The following is a 17,556-nucleotide window of genomic DNA, read 5'->3' as shown; positions in this document are numbered from 1 at the left end:
GGCGCGGAGGCAATCTCTATCGAGGTGCTGTCAGCGGTTCTTTCGGATAGTCTGCACGTGCGACACCGTGCCGATTCGAGAAGACCATGGCTGGAAACGTTGACTCTGAGAGCCGCCCTCCGGACGACCACCGCGCCGGACAGGAAACGTACGTCGAGGCGATCCTCAGGACGATGCGCCAGCCACTGGTGGTGCTGAGGCGTGATCTCACCGTCGAGCGGGCGAACCAAGCCTTCTATACGACATTCCAGGTGGAGCGCGAGGCCACCGAGGGCCACCGGATCTACGAGCTCGGGAACCGCCAGTGGGATATTGCCGCTCTTCGCCGTCTCCTGGAAGACGTTCTGCCGAGCGGTGGCGCAGTCACCGATTTCAAGGTCGAGCATAGCTTCGAGAATATCGGCCGCCGGGTCATGATGCTGAATGCTCACCAGATGGACCGTGGAGGCCCGAACGACCGGATCCTTCTCGCCATCGACGACATCACCGAGCGCGAAAATCTTCTATGGGAGCTGGAAGGGCAGAAAGAATTCGCCGAAAAAATCGTCGACGCATCCCGTGATCCGCTTTTGATCCTCGGTTGGGATCTCACGGTTAAAGCCGCGAACGAAACATTCTACGAGACGTTCCAAGTCGACCGGGCTGAAACCGAAGGCCGGATGATCTATGATCTCGGCAACGGGCAGTGGAACATCGCTGCGCTGCGCGAGCTTCTCGAAAACGTCCTGCCGGAAAACAACGCGTTCAACGACTATGTCGTCGAGCATGAATTCGAGGACATCGGTCACAGGATCATGGTGCTCAACGCGCGCCGGGTCGATCACATGGATCTCATCCTGCTGGCGATCGAGGATCAGACGGAGGCCCGCCGCGCTTCCGCCGCGTTGCGCGAGAGTGAACAGCGTTACCGTACGCTTTTCGAGGCGATCGACGAGGGATTTTGCATCCTGGAGATGATCTTCGACGACGACGGTACGGCGCGTGATTATCGCTTTCTCCAGGTGAACCCCGCATTCACGCGTCACACCGGTCTCGTGGATGCGGCCGGTCGAACGATGCGCGACCTCGAGCCCAATCATGAGCAGCATTGGTTCGACATCTACGGGTGGATCGCGACCACCGGCGAACCCGCCCGGTTCGAGCAGAGCGCGCGCCATCTCGGCAATCGCTGGTACGACGTCTATGCGTTCCGGATCGATGCGCCTGAGCTGCGGCGCGTCGCGGTCATCTTTCGCGACGTGTCTGACCGCAGGGCGGCGGAGTCGGCCCTTCACGAGAGCGAGCAGCGCTTCCGCGTCCTCGTCGAAACGACCGCCCAGGCGGTTTGGGAGACGGATCCGGACGGGTCCGCGAGACCGAGCGAATCGTGGGACCGCTTCACCGGCCAGTCCGCGGCGGACATGCGAGGCGACGGATGGGCTGAAGCCGTTCATCCAGACGACAGGGAGCGTGCGCTGCGGGAGTGGCGCGACTGCGTCGCGAGCGAGCGCCCCCTCGGAATAGAGCTTCGCCTTTGCCACGCCGGAGGAGGTTGGCGCTGGACCTACTGCAACGCTGCGCCGATCCGTGATGCGGATGGGCGCATCCTCAAGTGGGTCGGCATGAACCGGGATATCACGCGCCGGAAGGAGGCCGAGGCGCAGCGGGAGCTGTTGCTGGGCGAGTTGAACCATCGCGTGAAAAACATCTTCGCCATCATCCGCGTTCTGGTTTCGCAAACTGTCGAAGGCCGCTCCACAGAAGAGGCGCAGGGGATCTTGCTCGGGCGGCTGGATGCGCTGGTGCAAGCTCATGCGCTCGCGTTGGAGAGCCGTTGGGAGAGCGTGGACCTCGCCCAACTGGCCGAGCTGACGATGCGGCCCTACCGGGCTGAGCGACCCGAGGTGATCGAGATCGACGGGCGTTCGGTGAAGCTCAAGCCCAGGCCAGCGCTCTCGCTCAGCCTTGTCCTGCACGAGCTTGCCACCAATGCGGTCAAATATGGTGCGCTGTCGACGCCGAGCGGACGCGTCACGCTTCGATGGCGCCTGTCGGACGCGCCGGTGCCAAAGGTTCATCTCCGATGGTGTGAGACCGGAGGCCCGCCTGTGGTGCAGCCGGAGGAGAAGGGATTTGGAACCCAGTTGGTCGATCGTGTATTTGATTATGAATTGGGTGGCGACTCGAAGGTGGAATTCAATGAAACTGGCCTTCGTGTCGAAGCGTGCCTCTCTCTTATTTAAAATGACTGCGGCCGAGCCATGAACGGTGGGTCGTGCCGCCTTGCATCATGAGCAAAGGACTGCGCGTGCTGGTCGTCGAAGATGAATTTCTTCTTGCATCGGACCTGGCGCGCCTTCTCTCACAGCTCGGCTGCGACGTCATTGGCCCAGCGCCGTCGGTCGCCAAGGCTCATGCGCTGGTCGAACGCGATCGACCCGACTTCGCACTGCTCGACGTGAACCTTGGCAGCGAACGGTCGACCTCGCTCGCCGATATGCTTCTCGCGCGCGGCATCCCCTCTGCTCTCGCCACAGGCTACGGCGCCGACCAACTGCCGGAACCGTCCCTTCGCAACGCACCACGAATCGCAAAACCCGTGAAGGTCGAGTCCCTGCGGCGTTTGCTCGATGACTTTGGACGGGATCAGAGCGCCAGCGACACGTGAGCGCTTAACGTGTGCGCGCGGGAGCCGCTGTGCAGGGCGCTACAGGTCACCTCAGGCTATGGCCAAACAATGCCGGCGGACTACAATCAACGACGTCGTTAACACGTCGGCCGCGCACTGCGGCTTATTCAGGAGGTCTGATGTCTACGCGTCGGCCACCGGTCAAGCGGATCCTCGTCGTCGAAGACGACTACTTCATCGCGCGGGAAGTGGTTTCCCACGTGACCAAGAGGGGCGGCGAGGTGGTGGGGCCGTTCGGTGAAGTCGACAGGGCATTGGCCGCCGCCGAAGAGACCCCTTCGCTCGACGCCGCTGTGCTCGACATCAATCTGCATGGCGAGATGGCGTTCGTGATCGCGGACACTCTCCGTGCACGTGGCGTCCCGTTCGTCTTCGCGACCGGGTATGATGATACCGTCGTCCCCGAGCGCTTTGCCTCAGTCCCCCGACTCGTCAAGCCGGTCATTCTGGCGGAACTCGGCCGCGCGCTCGGAATCTGACGCGCCGAATTCCCCGAGTAGCAGATGATGTCATCCGGCGTATGCCGCCGGGCGGTTTTCTGAGATGGCAGGCCCCGTCGACGGCAGGAAAATTGGACCCCGCCTCACGGTTTCAACGCATGCCGCGCTGAGGCTCGAACATCCCGATCCGGGTGCCGAGCCCGCGTGAAACGGCGCACGCTCCTCTGCGGAAATGCGCGTGGAGCAGGGAAACGCCTTAATGAGCGGATGACTCATGTACGTTAAAGCACGTCGTATCGGGACGTCATATTCTCGCTTTGTGACAGACTACGACCCGATCGGCGATTGATATGGCTGACATGATAAGGAACGAGTTTGGTTCGCGCCGCGTCCTCAGCGGTCACAACGTCCTCGTCGTCGAAAACGAATACTACCTCGCCGAGGATCTGGCTCGTGCCGTACGCTGCTGCGGCGGTGCCGTCGTCGGACCCGTGGCAACCGCCGGCGAGGCCATCCACCTTCTCGAAACGAAGCCGGTTTCCTTCGCGATACTCGACATCGCCCTTGATGGTCATCTGGTCTACCCCGTGGCCGACCAACTCATGGATGCCGACATTCCGGTCGTGTTCGCGACGGGCCTGCCGAACGAGATGATTCCGGCACCCTATCGGCATATTCCATGCTGGGTGAAACCATATCTCTCGATCAGCCTTGTGGCGGGATCTCTTCACCTACTTCAGCCTCGCCATTGCGATACGTGATCGACGGGGTTCCCGAGCGGGAGCCTGCCTCAACCGGCGGTCTTCGGCGTCAATCCGCCTTTCGGCTGCCGGGGATGAAGCGCTCCACGACGCGCACGCCAGTGAGCAGAAGAATGCCGATCAAAACCGACGTGATGACGAGGGTGAATTGACCCGCGCCAGCGGCGATCCCGATTGCGGCGACCAGCCATATGCCTGCCGCCGACGTGAGATTGTGGACGCTCCCACGAGACACGAAGATCGTACCAGCAACGATGAAGCCGATCGCTTGGGCAAGGCCTTGTATGACCCGCAAGGGATCCATCTCGCTTCCGCCGTCGGCCCGTAGGCTCTCATAGAGGAGAAGCGCCGAGATCGTGATCGCCGCGGAGCTGAGGCCGACCATGCCGTTGGTCCTGATCCCAGCGGATCCGCCGCGCAGTTCCCGATCGATCCCGAGGACGGCTCCTGCCAGCGCGGCCACACCCAGCCGCAGCACCATCTCATACTCGCTCATAGGTCCTTTGAGGCTGTCAGTCGCGAAACGAGGTGCAAGCCGGCGCAATCTCAAATTTTCCCGTGACGAGGAACAATAGCGCCAGCGAAGAGCGCCCAGTATGCGCCTCCTGCGCAAGAATACAATGCATAAAATATGCTTTATTCTTTCACGGTAACATAAGTTATTAGAGTTGAGTGTTTCCTTCCGGCGCCGGAACGTCGATTTCGACGAGATTGTTTCTGAGGGAGAGCGACGGACGGCGGCCGCTATGGAGCCGGACGACGGACCGGCTCCTCGTCCCTCGCCGCGCTGACAGGAAGGCCGCGGATTACCCCGATCGGACCACCTCCAACACAAGCCGGCGCGCGTCTTGTCGTCGATCGTGGGAGGCTCGGCCCGGCCGTCCGTATGAGCCACCGGCTGCAGCTCGAAGACGCGGCGGCCGGCTTTCCAACGTGAAACTTCAGCAGGACACCTTGCACCAAGGTTGTCCTGAAACCGGAGACTGTGTGACATGCCGAACGGAAAACTCGCCGTCGTCACCGGCGCCTCGACCGGGATCGGTCTGGAACTCGCCAAGTGCTGCGCGGCGGACGGCTACGACCTTATCATCGCGGCCAATGAGGAGATGGCCGCGGCCGCCGCAGAGCTGACCCGTCTCGGTGCCGGGGGCGTGGTGCCTGTCGTCACCGATCTCACCACGGCGGAAGGCAACGATGCGCTCTTCAATGCCGTGGCGGATCGGCCGGTCGACATTCTGATCGCCAATGCAGGACGCGGCCTCGGCAACAATTTTCTCGACGAGGATCTCGACAAGGCCCTCGACGTCGTCGACCTCAACATCAACGCCACGCTTTGTCAGGTGCACGCGATCGGGCGGCGCATGCGCGAGGCGGACGCCGGACGAATCATGATCACCGGCTCGATTGCCGGCTTCATGCCCGGCAGCTTCCAGGCGGTCTACAACGGCACCAAGGCGTTCCTCGACTCGTTCTCCTATGCCATTCGCAACGAGCTGAAGGACACAGGCGTCACCGTGACGTGCTTGATGCCGGGCCCCACCGACACCGAGTTCTTCAATCGCGCCGGCATGACCGACACACCGGTCGGCGAAGACGACAGCAAGGCCGATCCTGCCAAGGTGGCTCGCGACGGCTACGACGCGATGATGCGCGGCGAGCCAGGAGTCGTGTCCGGGTTCATGAACAAGCTGGAAGCCCTCTTCGCCGGGATCATCCCCGACACCGTGCTCGCCCAGATGCACCGGCGCATGGCCGAACCGCAAAGCGCGCGCTGAGACACTCCGCCGGGGCGCAACTGAAGCTGGGTCTACGGCGGACGGAATCCGATCGGCGCTCGCCTGCGCACTGGCCACGTCGCTTGTGCCTGACCATGCGCACGACGAAGGTCGCCCGCGGCAGCTGCGGTGGGCACCGCCGGCTCAATCGTCCTTGCAGAAGGCGTCGTAAAGGGCCGCCATCAGGACTGCGGTCTCGGGGTCGCCGATGCGGTAGTAGATCGTCTGGCTCTCGCGGCGCGTCTCCACCATCCCCGCGTCGCGCAGCTTGGCGAGATGCTGGCTGAGGGCCGATTGGCTGAGCCCCACCGCCTCCTGAAGGCGGCCGACCGACCGCTCGCCCTGCACAAGCTCGCACAGGATCAGGAGCCGCTTGGCATTCGCGACGAGCGCCAGGCGGCTCGCCACATGGTCCGCCTTCTCCTGCAGCGCAGCAACGGAAGCGTCACCGGACATCTTCATATATTAGCATTGACTCATTTAGTGTCTGCTCATATATAGGCGTCTAGAGAAATCCCGGCAAGACCGATCCTCGCGGAGGCACAGATGGACACAGCCACAGCCACGGAATTCACCCCATGGGCCTCCCTCGGCGGCGGCGCTCTCATCGGCCTCAGCGCGGTGATGGTGATGGGCTTGTTCGGGCGCATCGCCGGGATTGCCGGCATCACCAAAGGCGCCGTCGCCGCGCTGGTGCCGGTGCCGGGCGCCCCCTCCGACAGGGATTGGCGGATCGCCTTCCTGATCGGCCTGATCGCGGCGCCGCTGCTCCTCATGGCGGCAGGCATGGGTGTGGACCAGACGGTCCCCGCCTCCGTCGTCGGCATGGCGATTGCCGGGCTGCTGGTCGGGGCCGGGACGGCGCTCGGATCGGGCTGTACATCCGGCCACGGGGTCTGCGGGCTCGCCCGTCTGTCGCGGCGCTCGCTCATCGCGGTTCTCACCTTCATGGCCGCCGGCTTCGTCACGGTCTTCGTCCTGCGTCACGGTTTCGGAGGGGCATGATGCGTCTCGCACTCGGTTTCCTGAGCGGCCTCGTCTTCGGTCTCGGCCTGGTCCTTTCGGGCATGTCCAACCCGGCGAAGGTGCTGAACTTCCTCGACCTCGCCGGCACCTGGGATCCGAGCCTCGCCTTCGTGATGGCCGGGGCCACCGTGACCGCCTTCATCGGCTATCGCCTGGTGTGGCGCCGCGGTGCGCCTGTCGTGGGGTCCTCGTTCGACCTGCCGCGCGCCACGCGGGTGGACCGGCCGCTGATCGCCGGTGCCGCGCTGTTCGGCATCGGCTGGGGCATCGGCGGCTTCTGCCCGGGTCCGGCATGGACCGCCCTTCCGCTCCTCGCCCCCGGAACGCTCGTTTTCGTGCCGGCGATGCTGGCCGGCCTGTGGCTCGGCTCGAACGCCGCGCGCCTTCCCGCCTTTCAGCCCAAAGGAGCCTCCCGATGAGCAAGCTCTCAGAGCGCGTCGTCCGTCATTCGCCTTCGCGCGGGCCCGGCAGTCCCGACGTCTGGGGCGTTTACGAGCCCGACACCGGTTCGATCCAGTACGTGTGTGCCGATCCGCAGACGAAGGCGGCCGCGCTCATCGATGTCGTGTGGAACTTCGATACCAAGCACTACCGCTTCTCGACCGGAAGCATGGATCAGGTGATGGACCTGGTGCGCGATCAGGGGCTGACTGTGGCGTGGGTGCTCGACACTCACCCTCACGCTGACCATATCATGGCCTCGGCGCACTTGAAGGAGCGCACCGGCGCGCCGAACGGGATCGGTGAGAAGGTGCACGAGATCGCAGCGCTCTGGGAGGAGATCTACAACATGCCGCACGTCTTCGCCCCCGATCGCGACTTCGACCATCTGTTCGCTGCGGGCGAGACGTTCCGCATCGGCGCGATGGAGGCTCGCGTGATGCTCTCCCCCGGCCACACCCTCGGATCCGTCACCTATGTGGTTGGCGATGCCGCCTTCACCCACGACACGCTGATGCAGCCGGACGTGGGCACCTCGCGCGCGGACTTCCCCGGCGGCGATACAGGTCAACTCTGGGATTCGATCCAGCAGATCCTCGCGCTCCCGGCCGAAACGCGGCTCTTCGTCGGCCACGATTACGGGACGGACGACCGCGACGAGCCGATGTGGGAAGCGACGGTGGCCGAACACAAAGCCGGCAACCAGCATGTGAAAGACGGCACCGTTCGTGAGGAGTGGATCAAGCGCCGCGAGGAGCGCGACGCCACGCTTCCCCTTCCGGACCGCATTCTCGCCGCACTGCAGATCAACCTGCGCGGGGGCCGTTTGCCGCCCGCCGAGGACGACGGTCACGTCTACCTGAAACTGCCCGTCGACCGCTTCTAAGGAGGCACCATGAGCCTGACCATGAAAGACCTTGTCGCCGACGCGCGGACCCGCGTCGCCACGGTGTCACCGCAGGAGGCCCAGCAGGCGGCCGCGGGCGGTGACCTCATCCTGGACGTGCGCGAGCCGGCGGAGCTCGAGACCGCAGGACGGGTGGCCGGAGCGCTGCACGTGCCGCGCGGCCTTTTGGAGACGCGCGCGGATGCGACAGCGGAGAGCGCCGAGGCCAGGTTGACCGCGCAGCGCGGCACCGGGCGCGTCCATGTCCTCTGCGCCGTCGGCGGCCGGGCGGCGTTGGCGGCCGACACGCTGCAGCGCATGGGCTATGACGCGGACGTCATCGAAGGGGGCTTGAACGGTTGGAAGTCGGCGGGATTGCCCGTCGAGCAATGACCGCTGCGTGACCGCGGGTCTCGTTCCCGCCGGTCCTTCGCCTGCCACATTGTGCGAACAGCGGCGCGCCCCGCCGACGGGGTGAGCGCGCCGCGATCCCGTCCCGCTCCGCAGGCGTGGGCCAGCGGAGCGGGAGAGGTCTCAGCCGTGGTCCCGGTCGCGCCGGATCAGAAGTGGACCGACAGGCTGTCCAGCGGCGTCTTCACCGGCGGAGCGAACTTTGTCAGGTCGATCCCCTCGACGGCACCTTTGTACTCCTCGAGCGTCGGCGTGCGGCCCAGAATGGCCGACAGCACGACGACCGGCGTAGAGCCGAGCAGGGACTCGCCCTTCTTCGTCTCCGAATCGGCGACGACGCGGCCCTGGAAGAGGCGGGTCGACGTGGCCAGCACCGTGTCGCCCTTCGCCGCCTTCTCCTGGTTGCCCATGCAAAGGTTACAGCCCGGCCGCTCGAGGTAGAGGATGTTCTCGTACGCCGTGCGCGCGTTGGTTTTCGGCGCCGCGTCGTCGAACTCGAACCCGCAATATTTCTGCAGGATCTCCCAGTCGCCCTCTTCCTTCAACTCGTCGATGATGTTGTAGGTCGGCGCGGCGACCACCAGCGGCGCCTGGAACTCCACCTTGCCCTGGTCGGCCTCCAAGTTGCGCAACATCTGCGCGACGATCTTGATGTCGCCCTTGTGCACCATGCAGGAGCCGACGAAGCCGAGATCGACCTTCTTCTGCGCACCGTAGTACGAGATCGGCCGGATCGTGTCGTGCGTGTAGCGGCGCGACGGGTCCGGGTTCTCGACGTCCGGATCGGCGATCATCGGCTCCACGATCGCATCGAGGTCGACGACGACTTCGGCGAAATATTTCGCATTGTCGTCAGGCTTCAGCGCCGGCTTCTCGCCCGAGCGGATCTGCGCGATCCGGTTGTCGGCAATGGCGATCAGGCCGGCCAGCATGCCCGCCTCGTTGTCCATGCCCTTCTCGATCATGATGGCGATGCGCGACTTGGCGATCTCCAGCGACTGGATCAGCGTCTCGTCGTCGGTGATGCAGATGGAGGCCTTGGCCTTCATCTCGGCCGTCCAGTCGGTGAAGGTGAAGGCCTGGTCCGCCAGCAGCGTGCCGGTGTGAACCTCGATCACGCGGCCCTGGAAGACGTTGTCGCCATGCTGGGCCAACATCTGCGCCTGCGTCGCGTGGACGACGTCGCGGAAGTCCATGTGGGGCGCCATCTCGCCCTTGAAGGTCACCTTGACCGACTGCGGGATCGGCATCGTCGCCTCACCGGTGGCCAACGCCAGCGCCACGGTGCCCGAGTCGGCCCCGAACGCCACGCCCTTCGACATGCGCGTATGGCTGTCACCGCCGATGATGATGGCCCAATCGTCCACGGTGATGTCGTTCAGCACCTTGTGGATGACGTCCGTCATGGAGTGATAGACGCCTTTGGGATCGCGCGCGGTGATCAGGCCGAAGCGGTTCATGAACGCCATAAGCCGCGGCGTGTTGGCCTGCGCCTTCAGATCCCACACCGAGGCTGTGTGACAGCCGGACTGGAACGCCCCGTCGACCGACGGCGAGATGACCGTGGCCGCCATCGCCTCGAGCTCCTGCGAGGTCATGAGGCCGGTGGTGTCCTGGCTGCCGACGATGTTGACCTTCACGCGCACGTCGGACCCGGCGTGGAGCGGCTTGTCGGTCGCCTTGCCGCGGGCGTTGGCGTTGAAGATCTTCTCCACCGCCGTCAGACCCTGGCCCTCGTGGCTGATCTCACGCGCCGGGGCGAAGGCCGACTTCAGCGGGATGCCCAGCGTCTCACACGCGAAGGTCTGCAGCATCTTGCCGAAGACGATGGCGTAGGAGCTGCCCGCCTTCATGAACTCCACCTTCTGCGGGGTGAAGCTGTCGGCGATGTCGGCCAGCTCTTCCCCGCCGTCCTCGGTGAGGAGCTTCTTGCTGCGGGTGTCGATCTTCAGAACGGTGCCGGTGGCGACGGAATATTTCTGTTCCAGGATCGGGTTGCCGTCGTTGCCGAGGATCGGTTTGCCGTCCTCGCCCAGCACCTTCACCCAGTTCTTGAGGTCGACGCCGATGCCACCCGTCACCCCGACCGTGGTGAGGAAGATCGGCGAAATCCCGTTGGTGCCCGCCACGACCGGCGCATAATTGACGAACGGCACGTAGGGCGAGGCCTGCTTGCCGGTCCACAGCGCGACGTTGTTGACGCCCGACATGCGCGAGGAGCCGACGCCCATGGTGCCCTTCTCGGCGATCAGCATCACCCGCTTGCCGGGATGCTGCAGCTTGAGCGCCTCGATTTCCTTCTGCGCCTGCTCGGAGATCATGCACTTGCCGTGCAGCTCGCGGTCCGAGCGCGAGTGGGCCTGGTTGCCGGGCGAAAGGAGGTCGGTGGAGATGTCACCCTCGGCGGCGATGTAGGTCACCACCTCGATCTCGTCCTCGACATCGGGAAGCTTGGTGAAGAATTCCGCCTCGGCGTAGCTCTTCAGGATGTCTTCGGCGACGGGGTTGCCGGCCTCGTAGGCGGCCTTCAGGCGGTCCGTGTCGGCTTCGTAGAGGAAGACCTGCGTCTTCAGAACCTCGCCGGCGTCGCGCGCGTTCGCCTCGTCCTCGCCGAGCGCGAGGTCGAGAAGCACCTTGACCGACGGGCCGCCCTTCATGTGGGATAGAAGCTCGAACGCGAAGGCGGGGGTGATCTCGGGGACCACCGCGTCACCATCGATGATCCGCTTCAGGAACTGCGCCTTTTCACCGGCCGCGCTCGTGGTGCCCGGCAGCGTGTTGTAGGTGAAGTAGTGCAGGCAGTCGGCCCGGTGCGGGCTCGCCGGGTCCTCGATGTGCGCGATCACCTCCCGCAGGAGCGCGGCATCGTCGATCGGCTTGGGGCTCAACCCTTCGGCCTTGCGGGTCTCGATTTCCGACAGATAGTCTTCGTAAAGGCTCATGGTTCTTTCCCCGTCCGACACGTTGGCAAGCGTCCAGCCGGGCAGCACCACGTGCGGGTCCCGGTAGCGGCTCCTTCTTTGAGCAGTCTGCGAAAGCTTTTCAAGTTCTTGCGCCGGTGCCGCGTGGATCCGGCCCGCATGTGCCGCAGCCGCGTGACGCTGCCGTTGCGGCACGCGCGAGGATTAGCCCGGCTCGATGGTCCCGAGCTAGCCCGCCCCCCGTGCCGGTGCCCGGTCACCGGAACGGCGCGGCGGGCAGGGGTCGTCGGCCGCGGGGCCGGCCGGGTCAGGGGATCGCTGCGATGACGAGGAAGGCGACGAAGATCACGAGGTGGACGCCGCCTTGCAGAATATTGCTGCGCCCGGTGACCATCGTCAGCATGGTGGTGAAGAGGGCGAGCACCAGGAGCAACGTGTGTTCGGCCTCGAGGCCGAGTCCGAGCGGGATGTCGAGAAGGACCGAGGCCATGGCGACCGCCGGGATGGTCAGCCCGATGCTGGCGAGCACCGACCCGAACGCCAGATTGAGGCTCTGCTGAATGCGGTTCTCGCGCGCGGCCCTGAAGGCGGCGATCGACTCCGGCAGCAGGATCACCGCCGCGATGACGACGCCGACGAAGGAGGACGGAAGGCCGCTCGACTCGATCGCGTCGTCCAGCACCGGCGACAGGCCTTCCGCGATCAGCACCACGGCCGTGAGCGAGACGAGCAGCATCACGATGCTGGTGAGGACGGTCGCGGGCGTGATGGTGACCGCGGAGCCGACGTCCCCGGCAACGGCAGCATCAAGGAAATATTCGCGGTGGCGGAAGGACTGCACGAACAGGAACAGGAAATAAAGCGCGAGCGAGATGGCGCTCACCGCGATGAGCTGGCCTTGGGAATAATAAGGGCCGTGCACCGCGACCGTATAGTTCGGCAGGATCAGCGCCAACGTGGCGAGCGTCGCCAAGACGCTGAGCGCGCCCATGGCACCCTGCGCATGAAACGCCTGCTCGCGGTGCCTAAGACCGCCGGTGAGAAGGCAGACGCCGACGATGCCGGTCAGCACGATCATCATGGCCGCGAACACCGTGTCCCGCGCCACCTCGGAGCTGGTCTCCGGCGTTGCCATCATGATCGAGATGACCAGCGAGACCTCGATCACCGTGACCGCGACGGCGAGGACGAGCGACCCCAACGGCTCGCCGATCTTCAGCGCGATCACTTCGGCATGGTGGACGGCGCAGAACACGGTCCCGATCAGGAAGGCGACGGCGACGATCAGCACCGGCAGGGAATGAAGGTTGAGCAGCTCGGCGTGTTCCAAGACCGCAACGGCCGCCGCGGCCACCGGCAGGGCGATGACCCGCCACGAATTCATATGCACGCTGTGTCCACCTGTCCTTGTCGAGCGTCCTAGGGGCGGCACCGGCCGGACGCGGCACCGAGACGGCGCCGAGACACGTCCATGGTAAGGGGCAGTGCCGTTCTCCCATGCGTCGCTTCCGGTGGTCGCCCATCGTCGGGGCGCCGGTTCGGGGTGCCCTAAGCGTCACTTATCATACGTATATGAGGCGTGACCGCCACACCGCCCCGCAAACCGGCCTCCTGAAGAAGCGGCCCGGGCGGCCGAACCATGCCGCGGGACCGGTCCGCGGGCGGCCGGCGGCGGCGCCCAGCCTGGAACAATCCCACCCGCCTTTGCCTTACCCCTTTGGACGCAAGGAGGGTGAGAGTATGTCCTATCTCCGATTCGGCGCGATGATCGTGACGTCGACCATCATCATGTTCGGGCTGATGTATCTGAACACATACCTCTTCGAGCATGTGTTCTTCTCAGAGACGCGCACCTACATGGCGATCATGATGGGCGCGACCATGGCGATCATCATGCTCGCCTTCATGCTCGGCATGTACAAGAACATGCGGTTGAATGCGGTCATCTTCGCGGTGTCCGCCGTCGTCTTCGCCGGATCGCTCTACTTGGTCCGCAGTCAGATCACCGTCGGCGACACGTCCTACATGCGGGCGATGATTCCCCACCATTCGATCGCGATCATGACGTCAAGTCGCGCCGATATCTCGGACCCGCGGGTGCGCAAGTTGGCCGACGAGATCATTTACGCCCAAGACAAAGAGATCGCCGAGATGCGCTACCTCATCGACTCGATCGAGAGGACGGGCGACGCGGCGGGGCAGCAGACGGAGCCGGCCGCTGTCGTGACGCTGGACGACGCGCTTTCGACGGCCGACATCGCCACTCTCGATCCCCAGTTCATCTCGGGCGCGGAGATGGCCGAAGCGCTTCCCGCCGGGGCCCGGTGCACCTTCACCTACATCGAGGGCAGCCGCCCGGTGCTCGCCCTGGCGGACGACGGGTCCGCCCTCGTCAAGATCAGCGGCGACCTCGTGCGCCTGGAGGCGGACGCCGCGACCCTGACGACAGGACCGACCGCGGCGGCTCCGGGCATCGTGATGGAGATCGGCGGCCCCGGCGAGGATGCGCTTGGCGAAACGGACGGATCGCGGACCGCGGCCACCCTCAGCATGACCCTCGAGAGGGGGCTGAGCACCGGATATATCGGCACCTATGGCTGCGGCGCCTGACACCTGGTCGAGCGCGGCACACGCGCCCGGCGCCCCCAACCGCCATGCCGGATCGAGGCACGGATGAGCCCGGCGATCCCACGGCAGTCGAAAGACGCGTCTGAAGGAGGACAACCATGCAGCAGCACGTTCCTGCGAAGACGGCCACCCTCTACCGAATGGTCATGCCCGAGCACACCTGCCCCTTCGGCCTGAAGTCGAAGGATCTGTTGGAGCGTCGAGGCTTGCGGGTCGAGGACCATCATCTGACAACGCGGGCCGAGACCGAAGCCTTCATGAAGGAGCACGGTGTCGAGACGACGCCGCAAACCTTCATCGACGGCCGGCGTGTCGGCGGCTACGACGATCTGCGCGTTCACTTCGGGATCGACCCGCCGAAGGATCAGCAGAGCGACACCACCTATCAGCCGGTGATCGCCATCTTCGCGGTGGCTGCGCTGCTGGCGCTCGGGCTCTCGTTCCACCAGTACGGCAATCCGCTGACGCTGCGTGGCGCGGAATGGTTCATTTCGCTGTCGATGACGATCCTCGCCATCCAGAAGCTGCAGGACGTCGAGAGCTTCTCCACGATGTTCCTGAACTACGACCTCCTCGCCAAGCGCTGGGTGCCCTACGGCAAGATCTATCCCTTCGCCGAAGCCTTCGCCGGTATCGCGATGACCGCCGGCGCGCTGATCTTTCTGGCCGCCCCGGTGGCCTTTTTTATCGGCACGGTGGGCGCGGTCAGCATCTTCAAGGCGGTCTATGTCGACAAGCGCGAGCTGAAGTGCGCCTGCGTGGGGGGCGGCTCGTCCGTGCCGCTCGGCTTCGTGTCCCTCACCGAGAGCCTGATGATGATTGTGATGGGCCTCTGGATGCCGCTGAAGGCGTTCCTGCTCTCGTGAGCAAACCGCGGGCGGCGACCGGGCGAACCCGGCCGCCGCCCGGTAACGGCTCTGCACGGCGTCGCTCAGGCGGCGCCCTTGGAGGGGTCGCTCAAGCGGCGCCCTTGAAGGGGTCGCTCTTCAGCCAGTCCATGGTCTGGGCGATGGTCGCCGGAATGTCGCGCATCGCAACGCCGAGGCTGTCGCGGCGGGTGAAATCGAAGCGCGTCGGCGGTTCGGCCTCACCCTCGAGCGGTGCGGGGAGCGACGCGGCGGGCACGTGCTTGGCGAACTCGGCATAGAGATCGCGCCAGGGCCACGAGTCGTAGACGGCGAAATAGCGGCCTTCGGCGCTGGTCTCGTATGCGGCGAGGAACAGCTTGCCGACATCCTACACATGGCTCAGCGAGATCGACCCGGCCGGAACCCTCTCGTGCCGCTTGCGGCCGGCGAGAAGCCCGGTTGGCAGCGCCATCGAGTCGCCGTCGAGGTGCTGCGGCAGGACCACGGGGCCCAGCATCATGGTTGGCAGCAGGATGGCGAGACGCATCGCGTGGGCGGCGCAGAATTCGGCGGCCGCGCGCTCCATGACGATCTTCTCGGCGGAGGTGAACTTGCCGTCCGCCATCTGCTGGTCGGGATCGGAGACGGCATTCGCCTCCGTCTTGACCGCCACGGGAACGGGCGGGTTCGTCGACGATGTGGACGAGCACAGGACCACGGTCCGGACCCCTTGCCGTTCGGCGGCGGCGAGGACGTTCAGGCACCCGTCGCGCACAGGGCGGACGATCTCGTCGAATCCGCGCTGTGCATCGAGCTCGCGTGCGGGCGTACCGTCGCGGCCGCGATAGATCGGCGGAAAGCAGGCGATGAAGACGGCGTCCGCTCCGCTCAACGCGGCGTCGAAGCCGGCCCCGGTCTCGGCCTCGGCGGAATGGAGCGTCAGTCGCTCGGCCGCGCCGGGGAGCGCCATCAGCCACGGACGTTTGGTTTCGTCCGTGGCGTCGCGCATGGTGCCGTGAACGTCGTACCCCGCCGCGAGCGCGGCTTTGACGATGTTCGACCCCACGAGCCCGCTCGCCCCGGCGACGCAAAGCTTCGGTTTGTTCATGCGATGCCTCCTTCTATTGGGGGGACAGCGGGCAAGGCGCGCGGATCGTTCCCCTGCGCTCGTGCGGGGCCGCCGTGCAGGTCCGTCCGAGCGCGCCTTCCGCTCGGCGCGTCCCCGCCGGTCGCGAGGGACGGGATGGCGGCGACCAGACCTCGGGCGCGGGGCGTGCGCGCGAGTGTCCCCGGCGGCGTCAGGACAAGGCGAGGAGGGGCCAGCGGTCCGCTAAGGGGCGCGCGGCCTCCAGCGCGCGCCCGAGGCCGAGCGCCACGGCGTCGTCGCCCGCGCGCACCACGATCTGCATGCCGATCGGCCGGCCGTCCGGATGCGGCAGTGCGGGGACGTTGAGGCCGCAATAGCCCATCGCGTTGACCCAGCCGCCGAACATCCCTTGCGCCTTCATCGACCCGGGCTCGCCGCCGATGGTCTCCGGCGCGGCGCGCGCGGCGTCGAAGGCTGGGGAGGCGGCGGAGGGGATCAACAGCGCGTCGACGTCGCCCCACTGCGCGGACGTCGTCCGGCGGAAGGCCTGAAGCCGGTCGACCGTGCGCACATAGTCCATCGCGCCGATCGCGGATCCCTTGGCGAGAAGTCCCGCGATCTGGTCGGTGAGAAGGCTTTTATCTCCGGGCAGTTGATCGGCTGCGCGGGCGGCGCCGGCGGCCGTCAGCGTGCCCCAGAGGTCCGCCAGCTCGTCGAGGTCGTAGGGCGGTGCCACCTCGACCAACTGGTGACCGGCATCGGCCAGCGCGGCCCGGGCGTCCGCATGGGAGGCGATCACCGCATCGTCCGCGCTGTGCCCGCCGACGCCGGTGAACCAGCCGATGCGCCGCGGCCCGCTCTCGTCACGCAGAGGCGGCAGGAGACGGGAGGTCGGGTCGCGCGCGTCCGGCGCGGATAGAACCGACAGGAGAAGATCAAGGTCGGCCATGGAGCGGGCGAAAAGGCCGATCGCCTGGAAGTCGAGCGCCATCGGCGGAAAACCGAAGGCCCGCGGAACGCGCCCGTTGGAGCCGCGCAGGCCGACGAGCCCGGTATAGGAGGCCGGGGTGCGGGTGGAGCCACCCGCGTCGGTGCCGAGCGCCAGCGGCACCATGCCGGCCGCCACGGAGGCGACCGCCCCGCCGCTCGACCCGCCCGGCGTGAGCGCGGGGTCCCAGGGGTTGCGCGTCGATCCGGTGAGGCGGCTTTCGGTGCGCCCCATGAGGGCGAACTCGGGCGTCGTCGTCTTGCCGACGATGATGGCGCCCGCGGCCTTCAGCCGCTCGGCGCAGATGTCGTCCTGCGGTGGCACGAAATCCTTCAGGAGAAGGCTGCCCCAACGGGCGGGCATCCCGGCCACATAAAGGTTGTCCTTCACCGAGACGGGGATGCCGTCCAGCGGGCCGCGCCGGGTGCCGGAGCGCTGGCGGTCCGCCGCCTCCGCCGCCGCCGCGCGCGCGCCCTCATGGTCCAGATGCACGAAGGCGTTCAGCACCGGGTCCAGCCGGGCGATGCGCGCAAAGCTCTCCTCGACGAGGTCCACCGGCGAGACCGCACCGCGCTCCAGACGCTCTGCGAGAGCGCACGCTCCCATGCGCCAGGTTTCGGTCGCCGCAGTGTCGGCCATGGTTCGATCCTTCGTGGTGAGGGCGACGGGTCGCGAA

Annotated in this window: 18 protein-coding genes; 11 read left to right on the top strand and 7 right to left on the bottom strand. The window is 65.9% G+C overall.

The window, feature by feature from the left end:
• The first annotated feature begins 86 nt into the window (after positions 1-86).
• The 4 genes from BIX52_RS19135 (at position 87) to BIX52_RS19120 (ending at position 3,869) form a co-directional block, all read left to right on the top strand.
• Positions 87-2,222 carry a PAS domain S-box protein gene (locus BIX52_RS19135; protein ID WP_083551301.1) on the top strand — a complete coding sequence of 712 codons (2,136 nt, stop codon included), beginning with the start codon at positions 87-89 and terminating at the stop codon, positions 2,220-2,222.
• 65 nt (positions 2,223-2,287) lie between these two features.
• The gene (locus tag BIX52_RS19130) at positions 2,288-2,647 is read left to right on the top strand and encodes a response regulator (RefSeq protein WP_083551441.1); all 360 of its coding nucleotides are present in this window, start codon (positions 2,288-2,290) and stop codon (positions 2,645-2,647) included.
• A gap of 140 nt (positions 2,648-2,787) precedes the next feature.
• A complete protein-coding gene (locus tag BIX52_RS19125; RefSeq protein WP_075222706.1) occupies positions 2,788-3,147 on the top strand; it encodes a response regulator in 360 nt (119 codons plus the stop codon).
• A 311-nt stretch (positions 3,148-3,458) separates the two neighbouring features.
• Entirely contained in the window at positions 3,459-3,869 is a 411-nt protein-coding gene (locus BIX52_RS19120; protein ID WP_139312817.1) for a response regulator, read from the top strand.
• A 49-nt stretch (positions 3,870-3,918) separates the two neighbouring features.
• On the opposite strand, the gene BIX52_RS19115 is transcribed toward BIX52_RS19120, so the two are convergent.
• Complete coding sequence (locus tag BIX52_RS19115; RefSeq protein WP_075222704.1) at positions 3,919-4,365, bottom strand: MgtC/SapB family protein; 447 nt, start codon at positions 4,363-4,365, stop codon at positions 3,919-3,921.
• A 496-nt stretch (positions 4,366-4,861) separates the two neighbouring features.
• Here BIX52_RS19115 and BIX52_RS19110 point away from each other — a divergent pair, with 496 nt between their 5' ends.
• Entirely contained in the window at positions 4,862-5,644 is a 783-nt protein-coding gene (locus BIX52_RS19110; RefSeq protein ID WP_075222703.1) for an SDR family NAD(P)-dependent oxidoreductase, read from the top strand.
• 144 nt (positions 5,645-5,788) lie between these two features.
• Here the strand turns inward: BIX52_RS19110 and BIX52_RS19105 are convergent, their stop codons facing one another.
• Entirely contained in the window at positions 5,789-6,106 is a 318-nt protein-coding gene (locus tag BIX52_RS19105) for an ArsR/SmtB family transcription factor (RefSeq protein WP_075222702.1), read from the bottom strand.
• A gap of 84 nt (positions 6,107-6,190) precedes the next feature.
• Here BIX52_RS19105 and BIX52_RS19100 point away from each other — a divergent pair, with 84 nt between their 5' ends.
• The 4 genes from BIX52_RS19100 to BIX52_RS19085 are packed head-to-tail and all read left to right on the top strand — an operon-like array spanning position 6,191 to position 8,390.
• A complete protein-coding gene (locus BIX52_RS19100) occupies positions 6,191-6,649 on the top strand; it encodes a YeeE/YedE family protein (RefSeq protein ID WP_075222701.1) in 459 nt (152 codons plus the stop codon).
• Positions 6,649-7,089, top strand: coding sequence for a DUF6691 family protein (locus BIX52_RS19095; RefSeq protein ID WP_075222700.1), 441 nt, complete (start codon positions 6,649-6,651; stop codon positions 7,087-7,089). The genes BIX52_RS19100 and BIX52_RS19095 overlap by 1 nt, the downstream gene beginning before the upstream one ends.
• Positions 7,086-7,997, top strand: a complete 912-nt coding sequence (locus BIX52_RS19090; RefSeq protein ID WP_075222699.1) for an MBL fold metallo-hydrolase — start codon at positions 7,086-7,088, stop codon at positions 7,995-7,997. Before BIX52_RS19095 ends, BIX52_RS19090 begins: the two co-directional genes overlap by 4 nt.
• 9 nt (positions 7,998-8,006) lie before the next feature.
• Positions 8,007-8,390, top strand: coding sequence for a rhodanese-like domain-containing protein (locus BIX52_RS19085; protein ID WP_075222698.1), 384 nt, complete (start codon positions 8,007-8,009; stop codon positions 8,388-8,390).
• 167 nt (positions 8,391-8,557) lie between these two features.
• Here the strand turns inward: BIX52_RS19085 and BIX52_RS19080 are convergent, their stop codons facing one another.
• Together BIX52_RS19080 and BIX52_RS19075 are read right to left on the bottom strand one after the other, a co-directional pair.
• Complete coding sequence (locus BIX52_RS19080; protein WP_075222767.1) at positions 8,558-11,350, bottom strand: bifunctional aconitate hydratase 2/2-methylisocitrate dehydratase; 2,793 nt, start codon at positions 11,348-11,350, stop codon at positions 8,558-8,560.
• A 286-nt stretch (positions 11,351-11,636) separates the two neighbouring features.
• Entirely contained in the window at positions 11,637-12,713 is a 1,077-nt protein-coding gene (locus tag BIX52_RS19075) for a calcium:cation antiporter (protein WP_075222697.1), read from the bottom strand.
• A 356-nt stretch (positions 12,714-13,069) separates the two neighbouring features.
• Between BIX52_RS19075 and BIX52_RS19070 the strand changes: the two genes are divergently transcribed.
• Both BIX52_RS19070 and BIX52_RS19065 read left to right on the top strand, forming a co-directional pair.
• Positions 13,070-13,939 carry a DUF305 domain-containing protein gene (locus tag BIX52_RS19070; RefSeq protein ID WP_075222696.1) on the top strand — a complete coding sequence of 290 codons (870 nt, stop codon included), beginning with the start codon at positions 13,070-13,072 and terminating at the stop codon, positions 13,937-13,939.
• A 116-nt stretch (positions 13,940-14,055) separates the two neighbouring features.
• A complete protein-coding gene (locus BIX52_RS19065; RefSeq protein WP_245803236.1) occupies positions 14,056-14,823 on the top strand; it encodes a MauE/DoxX family redox-associated membrane protein in 768 nt (255 codons plus the stop codon).
• Positions 14,824-14,914: 91 nt separating this feature from the next.
• On the opposite strand, the gene BIX52_RS23520 is transcribed toward BIX52_RS19065, so the two are convergent.
• From BIX52_RS23520 to BIX52_RS19055, 3 genes are all read right to left on the bottom strand, one after another.
• Positions 14,915-15,082, bottom strand: coding sequence for a hypothetical protein (locus BIX52_RS23520; RefSeq protein WP_205647760.1), 168 nt, complete (start codon positions 15,080-15,082; stop codon positions 14,915-14,917).
• A 111-nt stretch (positions 15,083-15,193) separates the two neighbouring features.
• Positions 15,194-15,913, bottom strand: coding sequence for an NAD-dependent epimerase/dehydratase family protein (locus tag BIX52_RS19060; RefSeq protein WP_205647761.1), 720 nt, complete (start codon positions 15,911-15,913; stop codon positions 15,194-15,196).
• A gap of 190 nt (positions 15,914-16,103) precedes the next feature.
• On the bottom strand, positions 16,104-17,519 hold the full coding sequence (locus tag BIX52_RS19055; RefSeq protein WP_075222695.1) for an amidase: 1,416 nt from the start codon (positions 17,517-17,519) through the stop codon (positions 16,104-16,106).
• Positions 17,520-17,556 lie beyond the last annotated feature (37 nt).

The sequence above is a fragment of the Acuticoccus yangtzensis genome (genome assembly GCF_001927245.1).
Lineage (GTDB): Bacteria > Pseudomonadota > Alphaproteobacteria > Rhizobiales > Amorphaceae > Acuticoccus > Acuticoccus yangtzensis.
This window is presented reverse-complemented; position numbering and strand designations above follow the sequence as displayed.

Coding starts and splice junctions, on each gene's coding strand:
- BIX52_RS19135 (WP_083551301.1), top strand. CDS start 87: ATGGCTGGAAACGTTGACTCTGAGAGCCGCCCTCCGGACGACCACCGC.
- BIX52_RS19125 (WP_075222706.1), top strand. CDS start 2,788: ATGTCTACGCGTCGGCCACCGGTCAAGCGGATCCTCGTCGTCGAAGAC.
- BIX52_RS19120 (WP_139312817.1), top strand. CDS start 3,459: ATGGCTGACATGATAAGGAACGAGTTTGGTTCGCGCCGCGTCCTCAGC.
- BIX52_RS19115 (WP_075222704.1), bottom strand. CDS start 4,365: ATGAGCGAGTATGAGATGGTGCTGCGGCTGGGTGTGGCCGCGCTGGCA.
- BIX52_RS19110 (WP_075222703.1), top strand. CDS start 4,862: ATGCCGAACGGAAAACTCGCCGTCGTCACCGGCGCCTCGACCGGGATC.
- BIX52_RS19105 (WP_075222702.1), bottom strand. CDS start 6,106: ATGAAGATGTCCGGTGACGCTTCCGTTGCTGCGCTGCAGGAGAAGGCG.
- BIX52_RS19100 (WP_075222701.1), top strand. CDS start 6,191: ATGGACACAGCCACAGCCACGGAATTCACCCCATGGGCCTCCCTCGGC.
- BIX52_RS19095 (WP_075222700.1), top strand. CDS start 6,649: ATGCGTCTCGCACTCGGTTTCCTGAGCGGCCTCGTCTTCGGTCTCGGC.
- BIX52_RS19090 (WP_075222699.1), top strand. CDS start 7,086: ATGAGCAAGCTCTCAGAGCGCGTCGTCCGTCATTCGCCTTCGCGCGGG.
- BIX52_RS19085 (WP_075222698.1), top strand. CDS start 8,007: ATGAGCCTGACCATGAAAGACCTTGTCGCCGACGCGCGGACCCGCGTC.
- BIX52_RS19080 (WP_075222767.1), bottom strand. CDS start 11,350: ATGAGCCTTTACGAAGACTATCTGTCGGAAATCGAGACCCGCAAGGCC.
- BIX52_RS19075 (WP_075222697.1), bottom strand. CDS start 12,713: ATGAATTCGTGGCGGGTCATCGCCCTGCCGGTGGCCGCGGCGGCCGTT.
- BIX52_RS19070 (WP_075222696.1), top strand. CDS start 13,070: ATGTCCTATCTCCGATTCGGCGCGATGATCGTGACGTCGACCATCATC.
- BIX52_RS19065 (WP_245803236.1), top strand. CDS start 14,056: ATGCAGCAGCACGTTCCTGCGAAGACGGCCACCCTCTACCGAATGGTC.
- BIX52_RS19060 (WP_205647761.1), bottom strand. CDS start 15,913: ATGAACAAACCGAAGCTTTGCGTCGCCGGGGCGAGCGGGCTCGTGGGG.
- BIX52_RS19055 (WP_075222695.1), bottom strand. CDS start 17,519: ATGGCCGACACTGCGGCGACCGAAACCTGGCGCATGGGAGCGTGCGCT.